Annotated in this window: 15 protein-coding genes; 8 read left to right on the top strand and 7 right to left on the bottom strand. The window is 72.4% G+C overall.

All coding sequences use genetic code 11. From position 1 onward, the window contains the following. On the bottom strand, positions 1-103 hold a 103-nt coding region (locus ACGFYH_RS34390; protein ID WP_158786612.1), incomplete at its 3' end, for a biotin carboxylase N-terminal domain-containing protein. Between the two features lie 374 nt (positions 104-477). Between ACGFYH_RS34390 and ACGFYH_RS34395 the strand changes: the two genes are divergently transcribed. Next, the gene (locus ACGFYH_RS34395) at positions 478-999 is read left to right on the top strand and encodes a hypothetical protein (RefSeq protein WP_393807091.1); all 522 of its coding nucleotides are present in this window, start codon (positions 478-480) and stop codon (positions 997-999) included. On the opposite strand, the gene ACGFYH_RS34400 is transcribed toward ACGFYH_RS34395, so the two are convergent. The 4 genes from ACGFYH_RS34400 to ACGFYH_RS34415 all read right to left on the bottom strand — a co-directional run bounded on the left by ACGFYH_RS34400 (position 968) and on the right by ACGFYH_RS34415 (position 3,698). Next, complete coding sequence (locus ACGFYH_RS34400; protein WP_393807092.1) at positions 968-1,594, bottom strand: nucleoside triphosphate pyrophosphatase; 627 nt, start codon at positions 1,592-1,594, stop codon at positions 968-970. The genes ACGFYH_RS34395 and ACGFYH_RS34400 overlap by 32 nt on opposite strands. 39 nt (positions 1,595-1,633) lie before the next feature. Next, positions 1,634-1,762 (bottom strand): morphogenic membrane protein MmpB, encoded by a 129-nt coding sequence (gene mmpB / locus ACGFYH_RS34405; protein ID WP_393807093.1) that lies wholly within the window; start codon positions 1,760-1,762, stop codon positions 1,634-1,636. Positions 1,763-1,877: 115 nt separating this feature from the next. Then, positions 1,878-2,084, bottom strand: coding sequence for an acyl-CoA carboxylase subunit epsilon (locus ACGFYH_RS34410; protein ID WP_393807094.1), 207 nt, complete (start codon positions 2,082-2,084; stop codon positions 1,878-1,880). 21 nt (positions 2,085-2,105) lie between these two features. Continuing rightward, positions 2,106-3,698 carry an acyl-CoA carboxylase subunit beta gene (locus ACGFYH_RS34415; RefSeq protein ID WP_393807095.1) on the bottom strand — a complete coding sequence of 531 codons (1,593 nt, stop codon included), beginning with the start codon at positions 3,696-3,698 and terminating at the stop codon, positions 2,106-2,108. Positions 3,699-3,808: 110 nt separating this feature from the next. Here ACGFYH_RS34415 and ACGFYH_RS34420 point away from each other — a divergent pair, with 110 nt between their 5' ends. Together ACGFYH_RS34420 and ACGFYH_RS34425 are read left to right on the top strand one after the other, a co-directional pair. After that, a complete protein-coding gene (locus ACGFYH_RS34420) occupies positions 3,809-4,675 on the top strand; it encodes a biotin--[acetyl-CoA-carboxylase] ligase (RefSeq protein WP_393807096.1) in 867 nt (288 codons plus the stop codon). Between the two features lie 141 nt (positions 4,676-4,816). Further along, positions 4,817-5,962 carry an adenylate/guanylate cyclase domain-containing protein gene (locus ACGFYH_RS34425; RefSeq protein ID WP_393807097.1) on the top strand — a complete coding sequence of 382 codons (1,146 nt, stop codon included), beginning with the start codon at positions 4,817-4,819 and terminating at the stop codon, positions 5,960-5,962. A gap of 110 nt (positions 5,963-6,072) precedes the next feature. Here the strand turns inward: ACGFYH_RS34425 and ACGFYH_RS34430 are convergent, their stop codons facing one another. Further along, a complete protein-coding gene (locus ACGFYH_RS34430) occupies positions 6,073-6,753 on the bottom strand; it encodes a hypothetical protein (protein ID WP_393807098.1) in 681 nt (226 codons plus the stop codon). 211 nt (positions 6,754-6,964) lie between these two features. On the opposite strand from ACGFYH_RS34430, the gene ACGFYH_RS34435 reads away from it, so the two are divergent. The 3 genes from ACGFYH_RS34435 (at position 6,965) to hutH (ending at position 10,976) form a co-directional block, all read left to right on the top strand. After that, entirely contained in the window at positions 6,965-7,765 is an 801-nt protein-coding gene (locus ACGFYH_RS34435) for an enoyl-CoA hydratase/isomerase family protein (RefSeq protein ID WP_393807099.1), read from the top strand. A gap of 410 nt (positions 7,766-8,175) precedes the next feature. Continuing rightward, positions 8,176-9,324: a diguanylate cyclase domain-containing protein gene (locus ACGFYH_RS34440; protein WP_393807100.1), complete on the top strand. Its 1,149-nt coding sequence runs from the start codon at positions 8,176-8,178 to the stop codon at positions 9,322-9,324. 113 nt (positions 9,325-9,437) lie between these two features. Then, positions 9,438-10,976 carry a histidine ammonia-lyase gene (gene hutH, locus ACGFYH_RS34445; RefSeq protein ID WP_393807114.1) on the top strand — a complete coding sequence of 513 codons (1,539 nt, stop codon included), beginning with the start codon at positions 9,438-9,440 and terminating at the stop codon, positions 10,974-10,976. 247 nt (positions 10,977-11,223) lie between these two features. On the opposite strand, the gene ACGFYH_RS34450 is transcribed toward hutH, so the two are convergent. After that, positions 11,224-11,553 (bottom strand): hypothetical protein, encoded by a 330-nt coding sequence (locus ACGFYH_RS34450; protein WP_393807101.1) that lies wholly within the window; start codon positions 11,551-11,553, stop codon positions 11,224-11,226. Positions 11,554-11,662: 109 nt separating this feature from the next. Here ACGFYH_RS34450 and ACGFYH_RS34455 point away from each other — a divergent pair, with 109 nt between their 5' ends. Further along, positions 11,663-12,016: a hypothetical protein gene (locus ACGFYH_RS34455; protein ID WP_393807102.1), complete on the top strand. Its 354-nt coding sequence runs from the start codon at positions 11,663-11,665 to the stop codon at positions 12,014-12,016. Positions 12,017-12,246: 230 nt separating this feature from the next. Beyond that, positions 12,247-13,491 carry an Ig-like domain-containing protein gene (locus ACGFYH_RS34460; protein ID WP_393807103.1) on the top strand — a complete coding sequence of 415 codons (1,245 nt, stop codon included), beginning with the start codon at positions 12,247-12,249 and terminating at the stop codon, positions 13,489-13,491. Positions 13,492-13,551: the final 60 nt, after the last annotated feature.

Consider the following 13,551-nt stretch of genomic DNA (forward strand, 5'->3'; position numbering starts at 1 on the left):
CCGGGTCCGCGTAGACGGCCACGCTCGCGATCCCGGCGTCCCGGCAGGCCCGGGCCACGCGGACAGCGATTTCGCCACGATTGGCGATGAGCACCTTGCGCACGATTGAGGCTCCCTCCTTGAAACAAGCCGAGTTTAGGGACTGCCGACACGGCACTTCGACCCGTCCCCAATGGTGAGCTTGCCCACACGGAGCGTGATGCGAGGCTCGCTCGACCCGCGAAAGCCCTTGTAGTACCGCGCTACGCAGGGCTCCTCCGGCTAACCCTAGCCCTCCTGTGTGGTCAAGGTCTCTGTAAGAGCGTGCTGCGGGCCACTCCGTTTCTTTGTGGAGTCCCTACTAATGGCCCAATGATTCTTTGCTCGCGGCAGACCTCTTGTGGCGAGGTTTACCCGTTAGTAGCGTTCTCGTTGTCTCGAACGTACTTGGGGTAACAGCTGTCCCGCGCGGCAGCGGTCGAAAGTGGGTGGGGACCGGTGTCAGTGCGCAGGCCGGTGGCGTGGACCGTGGCGGTCGTGCTCTTCGGGGAGGCGGTCGGCGTCGCGGCGCTGAACTGGTTCCTGGGGATCGTCGTCGACCGTCAGGACATGTCCCTGGCCGGTCTCGACCCGGACACCATGTCCGTGTCCTCGAAGATCGGCGGGGTCGTCTTCGGGCTGTACTTCGCGCTGTGCGCCCTGGTCGCCCTGCTCGTGGCGCTGCGCGACCGCGCGCCCGCGGGGCTCGGCCGGATCCTGCTGATCAGCGCCGCCGTGGTGCACGGGCTGCTCGGCGCCTTCACCTGGGGACTGGTGGGCCCCGGCGCCTTCCTCTTCATGGTCGTCGTACTGGCTCTCATCGTGCTGCTGCTGACGACCTACGACGCCCGCGAGCGGCCCGCGCCCGGGCAGCGGCCCGGGGACGGCAAGGGCGACGGCTCCCCGGCCGGCGACGGCGGCTCCCCGGTCGGCGACGGCGGCTCCCCGGTCAGCCCGTCACCGGCGCCCACAACTCCGTGATGCCGGTTCCCAGCCCGGCGAGGAGACGCCGCAGCAGGGGCAGGCTGAGGCCGATGACGTTCCCGTGGTCGCCCTCGATGCCGTCGATGAACGGCGCCGAGCGGCCGTCCAGGGTGAAGGCCCCGGCGACGTACAGGGGCTCGCCGGAGGCCACGTAGGCGGCGATCTCGTCGTCGGTCGGCTCGCCGAAGCGGACGACGGTGGACGCGGTCGCCGAGACGTGGCGCCCGGAGGCCGTGTCCCAGACGCAGTGGCCGGTCTGCAGCGTGCCCGCCCGGCCGCGCATCGCCTTCCAGCGGGCGGTGGCCTCCTCGGCGTCCGCCGGCTTGCCCAGGGCCTGGCCGTCCAGGTCGAGCACCGAGTCGCAGCCGATCACCAGGGCGCCGTGCACCTCGGGCTTCGCGGCCACCACGGAGGCCTTGGCCTCGGCCAGGGCGAGGGCCAGCTCGGCGGGGGTGGGCGCGGTGACGGCCTCCTCGTCGACGCCGCTCACGAGCACCTCGGGGGCGAGCCCGGCCTGGCGCAGCAGGCCGAGCCGGGCCGGGGACTGGGAGGCGAGGACGAGTCGGCGGCGGGGCTGCTGCTGGTCGGTCATGGATTCAGGGTATCGGCGGGGTGAGGGCCCGGCGGCCGCTCAGTGCAGACCGAGCACGATCATCGCGAGGACCATGGCCAGTGCCAGGAAGACGCTGAGCCGCCGCAGCATGTCCTGCACGTCGCGCAGTTCCTTGGGCGGCTCGTTCTCGGGGTCGGACCACAGCATGCCACCAGCGTGGGGCCTGCCCGTCGGGGGCGCTTGAGTACGGGTACTCATTCGGGGCGCGGCGTTCCTCTTCCGCCTCTGCGCGCGGTTCGCCGCGCCCCTGGGCCGGCCGGCCTCAGCCCGGCCAGTACGTACGGCCCCATGAAGCCGGGCCCGGGTGGGGCATGCGCCGGGCTGCGAGGCGGGACGGGTCGGACCAGGCGTCGCGTGGACCCTGGGCTGCCGGTGCCTCGGCTTCCGTCACCGCGGCGCGGGCTCGGACCACTGCCAGGGCGGCGGCCAGTTCCTCCGGGGTGGGGTTGCCCCGTACGACCTTGATCACAGCGGCTCCTTCCGGGGGGGATCAGAGGGGGATGTTGCCGTGCTTCTTCGGGGGCAGGGACTCCCGCTTGGTACGCAGCTGGCGCAGCCCGCGGACGATGTGGCGGCGGGTGTCGGACGGCATGATCACCGCGTCGACGTAGCCGCGCTCCGCGGCCGTGTAGGGGTTGAGGAGGGCGTCCTCGTACTCCTGCATCAGGCGGGCGCGGGTGGCCTCGGCGTCGTCACCGGCCTCCGCGATGGTGCGGCGGTGCAGGATGTTGACGGCGCCCTGGGCGCCCATGACGGCGATCTGGGCGGTCGGCCAGGCGAGGTTGAGATCGGCACCCAGGTGCTTGGAGCCCATGACGTCGTAGGCGCCGCCGAAGGCCTTGCGGGTGATGACCGTGATGAGCGGGACCGTCGCCTCCGCGTAGGCGAAGATCAGCTTGGCGCCGCGCCGGATGATGCCGTCGTGCTCCTGGTCGACGCCGGGCAGGAAGCCGGGGACGTCCACGAAGGTCAGCACGGGCACGTTGAAGGCGTCGCAGGTGCGCACGAAGCGGGCCGCCTTCTCGGAGGCCGTGATGTCCAGGCAGCCCGCGAACTGCATCGGCTGGTTGGCGACGATGCCCACGGGGCGGCCCTCGACGCGGCCGAAGCCGGTCAGGATGTTCGGCGCGAACAGCGCCTGGGTCTCGAAGAACTCGGCGTCGTCCAGGACGTGCTCGATGACGGAGTGCATGTCGTACGGCTGGTTCGCCGAGTCCGGCACGATCGTGTCCAGCTCGGCGTCCTCGTCGGTGACGGCGAGGTCCGCCTCCTCCGGGAAGGCGGGCGGCTCCGAGAGGTTGTTGGACGGCAGATACGACAGCAGCTGCTTGACGTACTCGACGGCGTCCTTCTCGTCGCCCGCCATGTGGTGGGCGACGCCCGAGGCGGAGTTGTGGGTGCGGGCGCCGCCCAGCTCCTCGAAGCCGACGTCCTCTCCGGTGACCGTCTTGATGACGTCGGGGCCGGTGATGAACATGTGGCTGGTCTGGTCGACCATGACCGTGAAGTCGGTGATCGCGGGGGAGTAGACCGCGCCGCCCGCGCACGGGCCGACGACCAGGCTGATCTGCGGGACGACACCGGAGGCGTGGGTGTTGCGGCGGAAGATCTCGCCGTAGGCGCCCAGCGAGGCCACGCCCTCCTGGATGCGCGCGCCGCCGGAGTCGTTGATGCCGACGACCGGGCAGCCGGTCTTCAGCGCGAAGTCCATGACCTTGACGATCTTCTGGCCGTAGACCTCGCCGAGCGCGCCGCCGAAGACCGTGAAGTCCTGGGAGAAGACGGCCACGGGGCGTCCGTCGACGGTGCCGTAGCCGGTGACGACGCCGTCGCCGTAGGGGCGGTTGGCGTCGAGGCCGAAGTTGGTGGAGCGGTGCCGGGCGAACTCGTCCAGCTCGACGAAGGAACCCTCGTCGAGGAGGAGGTCGATGCGTTCACGAGCCGTCAGCTTGCCCTTGGCGTGCTGCTTCTCGACGGCGCGTGCGGAACCGGCGTGCGTCGCTTCCTCGATACGGCGCCTGAGATCCGCGAGCTTGCCCGCGGTCGTGTGGATGTCGGGCTGCTGCTCTTCCGGCTCGGACATCGGGATGCGGCTCCCTGCCTGCTCAAAAGGGGGGACGGTTACTCGTTCGTAGAGTAGTAGGGGGCCTTCCGTTCGGCAGTGCGGTCTTTCCCACACCTAGTGTGGGTTGCATGACGCCCCGAGACTCCTCCGACTCCCCGAACGGCCGCTGGTCCGACCTGGGCCGGCCGCCTCTCAACAGCACGGCACTGCGCCGGGGCCTGGTACGGGAGGAGGGGCTGTGGCGGCAGGTGGACGTGGTGCAGCACACCGGCTCCACCAACTCCGACCTCGTGGCCCGGGCCGCGGAGGGGGACCTGGCGGAGGGGGTGGTCCTCGTCGCCGAGGAGCAGAGCGCCGCGCGGGGGCGGCTGGACCGGCAGTGGACGGCACCGGCCCGCTCCGGGCTCTTCTTCTCCGTACTGCTGCGGCCCGCCGGGGTACCCGTGACCCGCTGGGGCTGGCTGCCGCTGCTCACCGGCGTCGCCGTGGCGACCGGGCTGTCCCGGGCGGCGGGGGTCGACACCGCCCTGAAGTGGCCCAACGACCTGCTGGTGACCGTCGGCGGCGAGGAGCGCAAGGCGGGCGGCATCCTGGCCGAGCGGGCAGGCGACGACGGCGTCGTCATCGGCGTCGGCATCAACGTCAGTCTCCGGGCGGACGAGCTGCCGGTCCCGCGGGCCGGGTCGCTGGCACTGGCCGGGGCCGTCAGCACCGACCGCGATCCGTTGCTGCGCGGGGTGCTGCGGTCGCTGGAGGACTGGTACGGGCGGTGGCGGACGGCCGGCGGCGACCCGGCGACCAGCGGGCTCCAGGAGACGTACGCGGCGGGGTGCGCGACGCTCGGGCGCATGGTGCGGGCGGAGCTTCCGGGAGACCGCTCGCTCGTGGGGGAGGCGGTGGCCGTGGACGGAGACGGCCGGCTGGTGCTGGCCACGGACGCGGGGGTGCAGGAGCCGGTGGGGGCGGGGGACATCGTGCACCTGCGGCCGGCGTGACGGCGGACCCTCCGCCGGGCCCGGGGGCGGCAGCGCGGCCCGGCGTCGCGGTACCGCCCGATCGGGAGTGAGCTGGGGCACACCTGACGTAAAGTTGGGGCCGGTCGAACCTGACCGCGGCAGATCGGAAAGGCAGCAGGCGTGACCGTCGACGACACCGGCTCCGGCGCGGACGGGGACGGCCGGGTGGACCCCGAGCCCGCCCCGGACTCCGCCGACCCCGGCGAGGACCCGCTTGCGCTGCGCCTCGAAGGGCTCATCCTGGGCGCCGAGCGCCGCTACACCCCCTTCCAGGCCGCCCGCAGCGCGGGCGTCTCCATGGAACTGGCCTCCCGTTTCTGGCGGGCCATGGGCTTCGCCGACATCGGCCAGGCCAAGGCGCTCACCGAGGCCGACGTCCTCGCCCTGCGCCGACTGGCCGGTCTGGTGGAGGCGGGGCTGCTCAGCGAGGCGATGGCCGTCCAGGTCGCCCGGTCCACGGGGCAGACCACCGCCCGGTTGGCCGAGTGGCAGATCGACTCCTTCCTGGAGGGCCTGACCGAGCCCCCGGAGCCGGGGATGACACGCACCGAGGTGACGTACCCCATCGTCGAGCTGCTCCTTCCCGAGCTGCAGGAGTTCCTCGTCTACGTCTGGCGGCGCCAGCTCGCGGCCTCGGCCGGGCGGGTCATCCAGGCCGGGGACGACGAGGAGATGGTGGACCGGCGGCTCGCGGTGGGCTTCGCGGACCTGGTCGGCTTCACCCGGCTGACCCGCCGGATGGAGGAGGAGGAGCTCGGCGAGCTGGTCGAGGCCTTCGAGACCACCTCCGCCGACCTGGTGGCCGCGCGTGGCGGGCGGCTCGTCAAGACCCTCGGCGACGAGGTGCTCTACGCCGCCGACGACGCCGGTACGGCCGCCGAGATCGCCCTGCGCCTCATCGAGACGATGGCCAACGACGAGACGATGCCCGAACTGCGGGTCGGCATCGCCTTCGGCACGGTCACCACCCGGATGGGCGATGTCTTCGGCACGACCGTCAACCTGGCCTCCCGGCTCACCTCGATAGCCCCCAAGGACGCCGTCCTCGTCGACACCGCCTTCGCGGAGGAACTGATCCGCACCCGCGACGCCCCTGCCTCGGAGGCGGCGGCGGCCGAGGAGGCGGCGGCCGCGGAGAAGGAGGGCGAGGAGCCGCCGGCGTACCGCTTCGCGCTCCAGCCGATGTGGCAGCGTCCGGTGCGCGGTCTCGGCGTGGTCGAGCCGTGGCTGCTCACGCGCCGGGGCGACGGCGGCGGGGAGTCGTAGGGCGTCGGCCGTCGAGTGCCGGCCGTCAGCCGTCGGGCGGCAGCCGGTAGTCGCCAGCCGTCGGGCGTCAGCCGGCAGTCGCCAGCCGGGAGTCTTCGGGCGTAGGGCCGTCAGCCGTCGAGCAGGTCCACGCACAGGCCGATGATCGGTACGCACAGGCCCGGATCGTCGGGTTCCGGCGCCGGGACGGACGTCGGTGGCGTGCTGCGGTCCCGTGGTGGGGACGTCGCGGGATGCGGCGCGGGGTGTGGCACGGGCTGCTCGGACCGCGACGGCTGCGCAGTGTGCGGTGCCGGTGCGCGGTCGCCGCTACCCCCTTTCCCTTCCGTTTCCTCTGCCCTCCGCCCGTCGGGGGTGTTCGCGGAGTCCGGCACCGTCGTGGCCGCGGGGAGCGGATTCGACGGGCCGCTCGCGGACGGGCCAGGTGCGAGGCCGGGTATGAGGCCCGGTCGCGGGGAGCCGCTCAGGCCGCCCATGGCGGACGTCGCCGCCGGGCTCGCTCCGGACGGCCCGCCGGTGCCCTCGCCGGCAGGTGACGTCGCCCGGTCCCTGGCCGCGTCCCGGCCGCCGCCGTCCACGCGCGGCCCCGCCCCGGCGTCCAGACCGCCCACGGCACCGCCGGGCTCGGGCAGCAGGCGTACGAGGCTCAGGGCGCCGGCCGCCAGGGCGAGGCCGCCGACGGCCAGCAGTGCCTTGCGGGGGCGGGGGCGGGGGTGGGGGCGGGGCCTGCGGTGTCGGCCGCGGCGCCCCCACTGGTGCTGCGGCTTCGTAGGTGTGCCGGTCGTCGTCATGATCCCTCCCCGGTGCGCACGCGCCCCCGCTGCGCCGTGGCGGAGCGAGGCTATGGGCTGCCGTCGGCCGGAGTGGGGCGGTCGGCCGGATGTCACTCGAACGGGTAAGCGGAGTGGGAGCGGGGGCGGGCGCGTCCGGTCTTCCCCCGGGCGGGCCCGCCTGCGATGATCGGACGGTCTACTTGTTAACACGCGTTAACCGGAGGGTGTCATGAGCGAGGAGCGGTTCGGAGAGTTCGTCCTGGTGCGGCGGCACGGAGACGGACATGTCGCGGAGCTCGCGCTCGACCGGCCGAAGGCCATGAACGCCGTCTCGACCGCGATGGCCCGGTCCCTGAGCGCGGCGTGCGCGGCGCTCGGCGAGGACCGGAGCGTACGGGTGGTGGTGCTGACCTCGACCCACGAGCGGGCCTTCTGCGTCGGGGCCGACCTGAAGGAGCGCAACTCCTTCTCCGACGCCGATCTGCTGCGCCAGCGGCCGGTGGCGCGTGGCGCGTACACCGCGGTGCTGGAGCTGCCCGTGCCGACGGTCGTGGCCGTGCACGGGTTCGCACTGGGCGGCGGGTTCGAACTGGCGCTGTCGTGCGACGTGATCGTGGCCGACCCGACGGCGGTGGTGGGCCTGCCGGAGGTGTCGGTGGGGGTGATTCCGGGCGGCGGCGGTACGCAGCTGCTGCCGCGCCGGGTGGGGGCGGCCCGAGCGGCCGAGCTGGTGTTCACGGCGCGGCGGGTGGCGGCCGAGGAGGCACGCGAGCTGGGGCTCGTTGATCAGCTGGTGGAGGAGGGGCGGGACCGGGAGGAGGCCCTGGACCTCGCCTCCCGGATGGCCGCGAACTCCCCGGTGGGCCTGCGAGCGGCCAAGCGGGCGCTGCGGCTCGGGCACGGGCTGGATCTGCGGGCCGGTCTCGAGGTGGAGGACGCGGCGTGGCGGTCGGTGGCCTTCTCGGGGGACCGGGCGGAGGGGGTGGCGGCGTTCAACGAGAAGCGGGCGCCGCGGTGGCCGGGCGAGTGAGGTGCGCGGCCGGGTCGTGATCCGGGGGGAGTCAGGTGTGTAGGCGGGCGGGAGGGCCGGACGAGTGAGGCGTCGGGGTGGGTGAGGTGACGGGGTGTGTGGGGGTGTCGGGGTGGGTGAGGTGACGGGGTGTGTGGGGGCGCCCGGGTAGGTGAGGTGTCGGGGTGCGTGGGATGGCCGGGTGGGTGAGGCGCCGGGGTGGGGCAGGGCGAGCGGGGTGCTCGGACGAGCGGGGGTGCCCTGGTGGCTGGGGTGTCCGGGCGGGCGAGGTGTCCGGGCGAGCGTGCCTGGTCGCGTGCCGCCGTCCGTCGTCGGCCCGCCGGTGGGGGATCGCGGCCGCCGCCCCCGACACTCGCCCGGTTCGACCCCTTTGAGTAACGTTTCTTCGTAAATCTCCCTAGCCTGGAGTGATGGGTGACGACAGGCGGCTCGCGGCCGTGGTGGCGCTGGCGCAGGGCATGGCCGCCGCGCACAGCGCGCGTGAGGCGTGGCGGGCGGCGGCCGTCGGCGGGTGCCTGGCGCTGGGCGGGAGCTTCGCCGCGCTGTCGGTGTGGGAGCGCGAGCTGGGCCGGCTCCGGGTCCTGGTGAACGTCGGCCGGCGGGCCGAGGGCGAGGAGGAGTTCCCGGAGGACGAGTCCTACCCCGTGCACCAGTTCGCGGAGATCACCGAGTTCCTGCACGAGCGCTGGGCCGGTGGCGGTGAGCCCGACGCCTGGGTCGAGACGGCCGAGGGGCCCGCAGCCGGGCATCCCGGGTACGTCCACCAGCGCGTCGCGGCCCTGCGCCGCCGGGGGCGCGGCTGCTGTGTGGTCGCCCCGATCGTGCTGCACGGCCGCGCCTGGGGCGAGCTGTACGTGGCCCGCCCGGTGGGGGAGCGGGTCTTCGAGCGGGCGGACGCCGACTTCGCCACCGTACTGGCCTCGGTCGTCGCCGCCGGGATCGCGCAGAGCGAGCGGCTGGAGGAGGTCCGCCGCCTCGCGTACACCGACGCGCTCACGGGGCTGGCCAACCGCCGCGCCGTCGACTCCGCGCTGGACGAGGCGGTCGAGCGGCACCGCGAGGAGCATGTCGTCGTCAGCCTGGTCGTCTGCGATCTGAACGGCCTCAAGCGGGTGAACGACACGCACGGTCACGCCGTCGGGGACCGGCTCCTCGAACGGTTCGGGTCGGTGCTGTCGCTGTGCGGGGCGATGCTGCCGGGGGCACTGGCGGCGCGGCTCGGCGGGGACGAGTTCTGTCTGCTGGCGGTCGGGCCGCCCGCCGACGCGGTGGTCAAGGCGGCCGAGGAGCTGTGCCGCCGGGCGGCCGAACTGGAGCTGGGTGACGGCGTGGCCTGCGGGGTCGCGTCCACGGCGGACCCCGTGGGGCCCGTCCGGTCGGCCCGCCGGCTGTTCCGGCTGGCCGACGCCGCTCAGTACCGCGCCAAGGCCGAACGCACGGCCGGGCCGGTCGTCGCAGGCCGGGAGGGGCCCGACGACCCCGTCGTGCGGCTCGCGGACGAGCCCTCCCGGGAGGAGGACGGGGAGCGCAGACGGTTCCGCGGGCGGCATTCGCCGTAGCCGCTGACACGGGTGTGCGGTAAGGGGCACAGCGGGTGTCCGGCAGTGACGTATCCGGTGACGCACCCCTCGTGACATCATCGAATTCACTGCGTACGCTCCTGAATATGGATATGCACACTGTGGTGGTGGGGACGTCCGGGGCCACCGCGTCCGACGTCCTCGCCGTGGCGCGGGACGGCGCCCGGATCGAACTCTCGGACGACGCGGTCGCCGCCCTCGCGGCGGCCCGCGGCATCGTGGACGCGCTGGCCGCCAAGCCGGACCCCGTGTACGGCGTGAGCACCGGCTTCGGCGCCCTGGCGAGCCGGCACATCAGTCCGGACCTGCGGGCTCAGTTGCAGCGCAACATCGTCCGCTCGCACGCCGCCGGGATGGGCCCGCGTGTCGAGCGCGAGGTGGTCCGCGCGCTGATGTTCCTGCGGCTGAAGACCGTCTGTTCCGGGCGCACCGGCGTCCGCCCCGAGGTCGCGCAGGCCATGGCCGACGTGCTCAACGCCCGGATCACCCCGGTCGTGCACGAGTACGGCTCGCTGGGCTGCTCCGGCGACCTCGCCCCGCTGTCGCACTGCGCGCTGACTCTCATGGGCGAGGGCGACGCCGAGGGCCCCGACGGCACCGTACGGCCGGCCGGTGAGCTGCTCGCCGAGTACGGGATCGCCCCGGTCGAGCTGCGCGAGAAGGAGGGCCTCGCCCTTCTCAACGGCACCGACGGCATGCTCGGCATGCTGGTCATGGCCCTCGCCGACCTCGACACCCTCTACAAGTCCGCCGACATCACCGCCGCGCTGACGATGGAGGCCCTGCTCGGCACCGACAAGGTGCTCGCTCCCGAGCTGCACGCCATCCGCCCGCACCCCGGGCAGGCCGCCAGCGCCGCCAACATGCTCGCCGTGCTCGACGGCTCGGGCCTGACCGGGCACCACCAGGACGACGCCCCCCGTGTCCAGGACGCCTACTCGGTGCGCTGCGCCCCGCAGGTCGCGGGCGCCGGGCGCGACACCATGGCCCACGCCCGCCTCGTCGCCGAGCGCGAACTGGCCGCGGCCGTGGACAACCCGGTCGTGCTGCCCGACGGCCGCGTGGAGTCCAACGGCAACTTCCACGGCGCCCCGGTCGCCTACGTCCTTGACTTCCTCGCCGTCGCCGTCGCCGACCTGGGCTCCATCGCCGAGCGGCGCACCGACCGGCTGCTCGACAAGAACCGCAGCCACGGCCTGCCGCCGTTCCTCGCCGACGACGCGGGCGTGGACTCCGGCCTGATGATCGCCCAGTACACGCAGGCCGCGCTGGTCGGCGAGTTGAAGCGGCTTGCCGTACCGGCCTCCGCCGACTCGATCCCGTCCTCCGCGATGCAGGAGGACCACGTGTCGATGGGCTGGTCGGCGGCGCGCAAGCTGCGCACGGCCGTCGACAACCTCACCCGCGTGATCGCCGTCGAGCTGTACGCCGCCACGCGTGCGATCCAGCTCCGCGAGGGCCTCACCCCTGCCCCGGCCTCGCGGGCCGTCATCGACGCCGTGCGGGCGGCCGGTGTCCAGGGCCCGGGACCGGACCGGTTCCTGGCCCCCGACCTCGCCGCGGCGGACGCGTTCGTGCGCGCCGGGCACCTGGTGGCGGCGGCGGAGGCGGTCACGGGTCCGCTGCGCTAGCCCGGACGCGGTCTTCGAGGGGCCCCGGCGGTACGGCAGGGCCCCTCGTGTCCCCTTGGGCGGTCGGCAGGACCTTCCAGCGGTCATGAAGACCCGGCGGTCAGGTCATGAAGGCCTGGCGGTCAAGTCAACAAGACCCGGCGGTCAGGTCAACAAGACCCAGCGGTCATGAAGACCTGGTGGTCAGGAAGACCCGGCGGTCAAGAAGACCTGGTGGTCAAGAGAGCCAGAAGAGCGCCGAGTTCTCTCAGAAGCCGAGGCGTTCCCGGCGTACCGAGTAGCCCACGAAGCCGGCGCCGAGGCCGAGGCAGAGGGCGCCGCCGACGACGTACGGCGTGCTGTCGAAGCTGCCCGTGTCGGCCAGGCGGGTCGGGCCCGCGCCGGACGCCGCCGTATCGGTGTCGGTGTCCGTGGACGCGGCTCTGGCCTGTGCCGTGACCTGCGGAGACGGGGCCGCGGTCGCGGACTCGAGCACCGGTGTCTCGGGTGTCGCGTTCGCCGACGGGACGAACCACAGGGCACACAGCAGGCCGCCCGCGGAGGCGGCGGTCAGCAACGAACGGCGAGCGGATGACACGGAATATCGATCCCCTTGTGGCGCTGGCGAATTGGCCGTGTGGGCAGATGTTAGTGAAAGGCGCGGGTCACAGGAAAGTGACGGGAGCGGTCGGCCTTACGCTCCGGGCATGAGCACTCCAGAGACATCACGGTTTGTACGTATTCGCGTCGAGCTCGTCCTCCAGATCGACGACGAGGAGGCCGTCACCGGCGCCGCGCTGCAGGCCCTCGCCGACGACGTCGACCTGTCCGACGGGGAACGGGCCGACTCCGAGCGCGCTGTGACGGAGGACACCGCCGAGGCCCTGGCTCATCTCGTGGACCCGTTCGACCTGGTCAGCGCGGTACCCGGGGTGGAGCTCCAGCAGGCCTCCTGGAGCAGTGAGCAGGTCGAGTACGACCCCGACTCTCCCGAGTGGGATCTCGACGGGGATGATGGCGACGAGAACGACCCGGAAGACGATGAAATGACGGTCGGCTGACGCGGTGCGGGAAAATTCCCGGCCCCGGACGGCAACCGCCGCCCGGGGTTTCGTCGTCTCACGGGACGCGCCGACCGATGCCTCCCCGCGCCGCCCCCGCCTCCGGCGGCGAACGTGGTGCGCCCCACACCCTTGGGTGATGTGGAACGGGACGAACCGGTCGTAGCGTTGAAGGTTATTGACGGGGTATCTCGGGGTTTCGGGAATCGGCAACGATGGAGAAGCGTGTGATGACGGACGGTAAGCGGCGCAAGAGTCTGGCAGCCGCATCCGCACTGCTCGGCGGTGTGCTGGTGCTCTCGGCATGTTCCAGCGGCGACGCCGACACCTCCGGGGGTGGGGACAAGACCTCGCAGGCCGAGGTCGACGAGGCGGCGGCCAAGAAGACGTCCGAGGCCCAGATCAAGATCACTCCCAAGGGCGGCTCGGACAACGCCTCCATCAACAACTCCGCCGGTGTCACCGTGAGCAAGGGCACGCTCACCGAGGTGAAGATGACCGCCTCCGACGGCACCGCGGTCAGTGGCGAGATATCCGCCGACAAGACCAGCTGGAAGCCCAGCGGTCAGCTGGAGCGGGCCACGAAGTACCGGATCGCGGCGACCGCGCAGGATTCCGAGGGCCGTGCCGCCCACGAGAACGCGTCGTTCACCACGGTCTCCCCGGAGAACAGCTTCATCGGCACCTTCACCCCGGACGACGGCAAGACCGTCGGTGTCGGGATGCCCGTGTCGATCAACTTCGACAAGCAGATCACCGACAAGGCCGCCGTCCAGAAGGGCATCACGGTCAACACCAGCAGCGGCCAGGAGGTCGCCTGCCACTGGTTCAGCACCCAGCGCATGGACTGCCGCCCGGAGAAGTACTGGCAGGAGGGCTCCACCGTCACCCTCAAGCTGGCGCTCGACGGGGTCGAGGGCGCCGACGGCGTCTACGGCGTCCAGCAGAAGTCGGTCACCTTCAAGATCGGTCGCAACCAGGTCTCCTACGTCGACGCGAAGACCAAGCAGATGAAGGTCACGCAGGACGGCAAGACGATCAAGACCATCCCGATCTCCGCCGGTTCCCCCGACAACAAGACCTACGAAGGCCAGATGGTGATCTCCGAGAAGTTCAAGGAGACCCGGATGGACGGCTCGACGGTCGGCTTCACCGACGACGACGGCAAGGGCGAGTACGACATCAAGGACGTGCCGCACGCCATGCGCCTGAGCACCTCCGGCACCTTCATCCACGGCAACTACTGGGGCAAGGGCATCTTCGGCAGCGTCAACACCAGCCACGGCTGCGTGGGCCTGGCCGACGCCAAGGGAGCCAACGACCCGAACACGCCGGGCGCCTGGTTCTACAACAACTCGATCATCGGTGACGTGGTCGTCGTCCAGAACACCGGCGACAAGACCATCTCCCCGGACAACGGCCTCAACGGCTGGAACATGGACTGGGCCCAGTGGAAGGCGGGTTCGGCGGTCTGACGGCCACGGCCTCCGCTCCCTCCGCGCGCCCAGCGCCTGCCGCCCCGCACCGGGGCGGCA

It is taken from the genome of Streptomyces sp. NPDC048392, from assembly GCF_043200575.1.
Lineage (GTDB): Bacteria > Actinomycetota > Actinomycetes > Streptomycetales > Streptomycetaceae > Streptomyces.

Excerpts from the sequence above, each read along its gene's own strand:
- mmpB (WP_393807093.1), bottom strand. The coding sequence starts at position 1,762 with ATGCTGTGGTCCGACCCCGAGAACGAGCCGCCCAAGGAACTGCGCGAC.
- hutH (WP_393807114.1), top strand. The coding sequence starts at position 9,438 with ATGCACACTGTGGTGGTGGGGACGTCCGGGGCCACCGCGTCCGACGTC.
- ACGFYH_RS34400 (WP_393807092.1), bottom strand. The coding sequence starts at position 1,594 with ATGACCGACCAGCAGCAGCCCCGCCGCCGACTCGTCCTCGCCTCCCAG.
- ACGFYH_RS34415 (WP_393807095.1), bottom strand. The coding sequence starts at position 3,698 with ATGTCCGAGCCGGAAGAGCAGCAGCCCGACATCCACACGACCGCGGGC.
- ACGFYH_RS34430 (WP_393807098.1), bottom strand. The coding sequence starts at position 6,753 with ATGACGACGACCGGCACACCTACGAAGCCGCAGCACCAGTGGGGGCGC.
- ACGFYH_RS34440 (WP_393807100.1), top strand. The coding sequence starts at position 8,176 with ATGGGTGACGACAGGCGGCTCGCGGCCGTGGTGGCGCTGGCGCAGGGC.
- ACGFYH_RS34460 (WP_393807103.1), top strand. The coding sequence starts at position 12,247 with ATGACGGACGGTAAGCGGCGCAAGAGTCTGGCAGCCGCATCCGCACTG.
- ACGFYH_RS34455 (WP_393807102.1), top strand. The coding sequence starts at position 11,663 with ATGAGCACTCCAGAGACATCACGGTTTGTACGTATTCGCGTCGAGCTC.
- ACGFYH_RS34435 (WP_393807099.1), top strand. The coding sequence starts at position 6,965 with ATGAGCGAGGAGCGGTTCGGAGAGTTCGTCCTGGTGCGGCGGCACGGA.
- ACGFYH_RS34420 (WP_393807096.1), top strand. The coding sequence starts at position 3,809 with ATGACGCCCCGAGACTCCTCCGACTCCCCGAACGGCCGCTGGTCCGAC.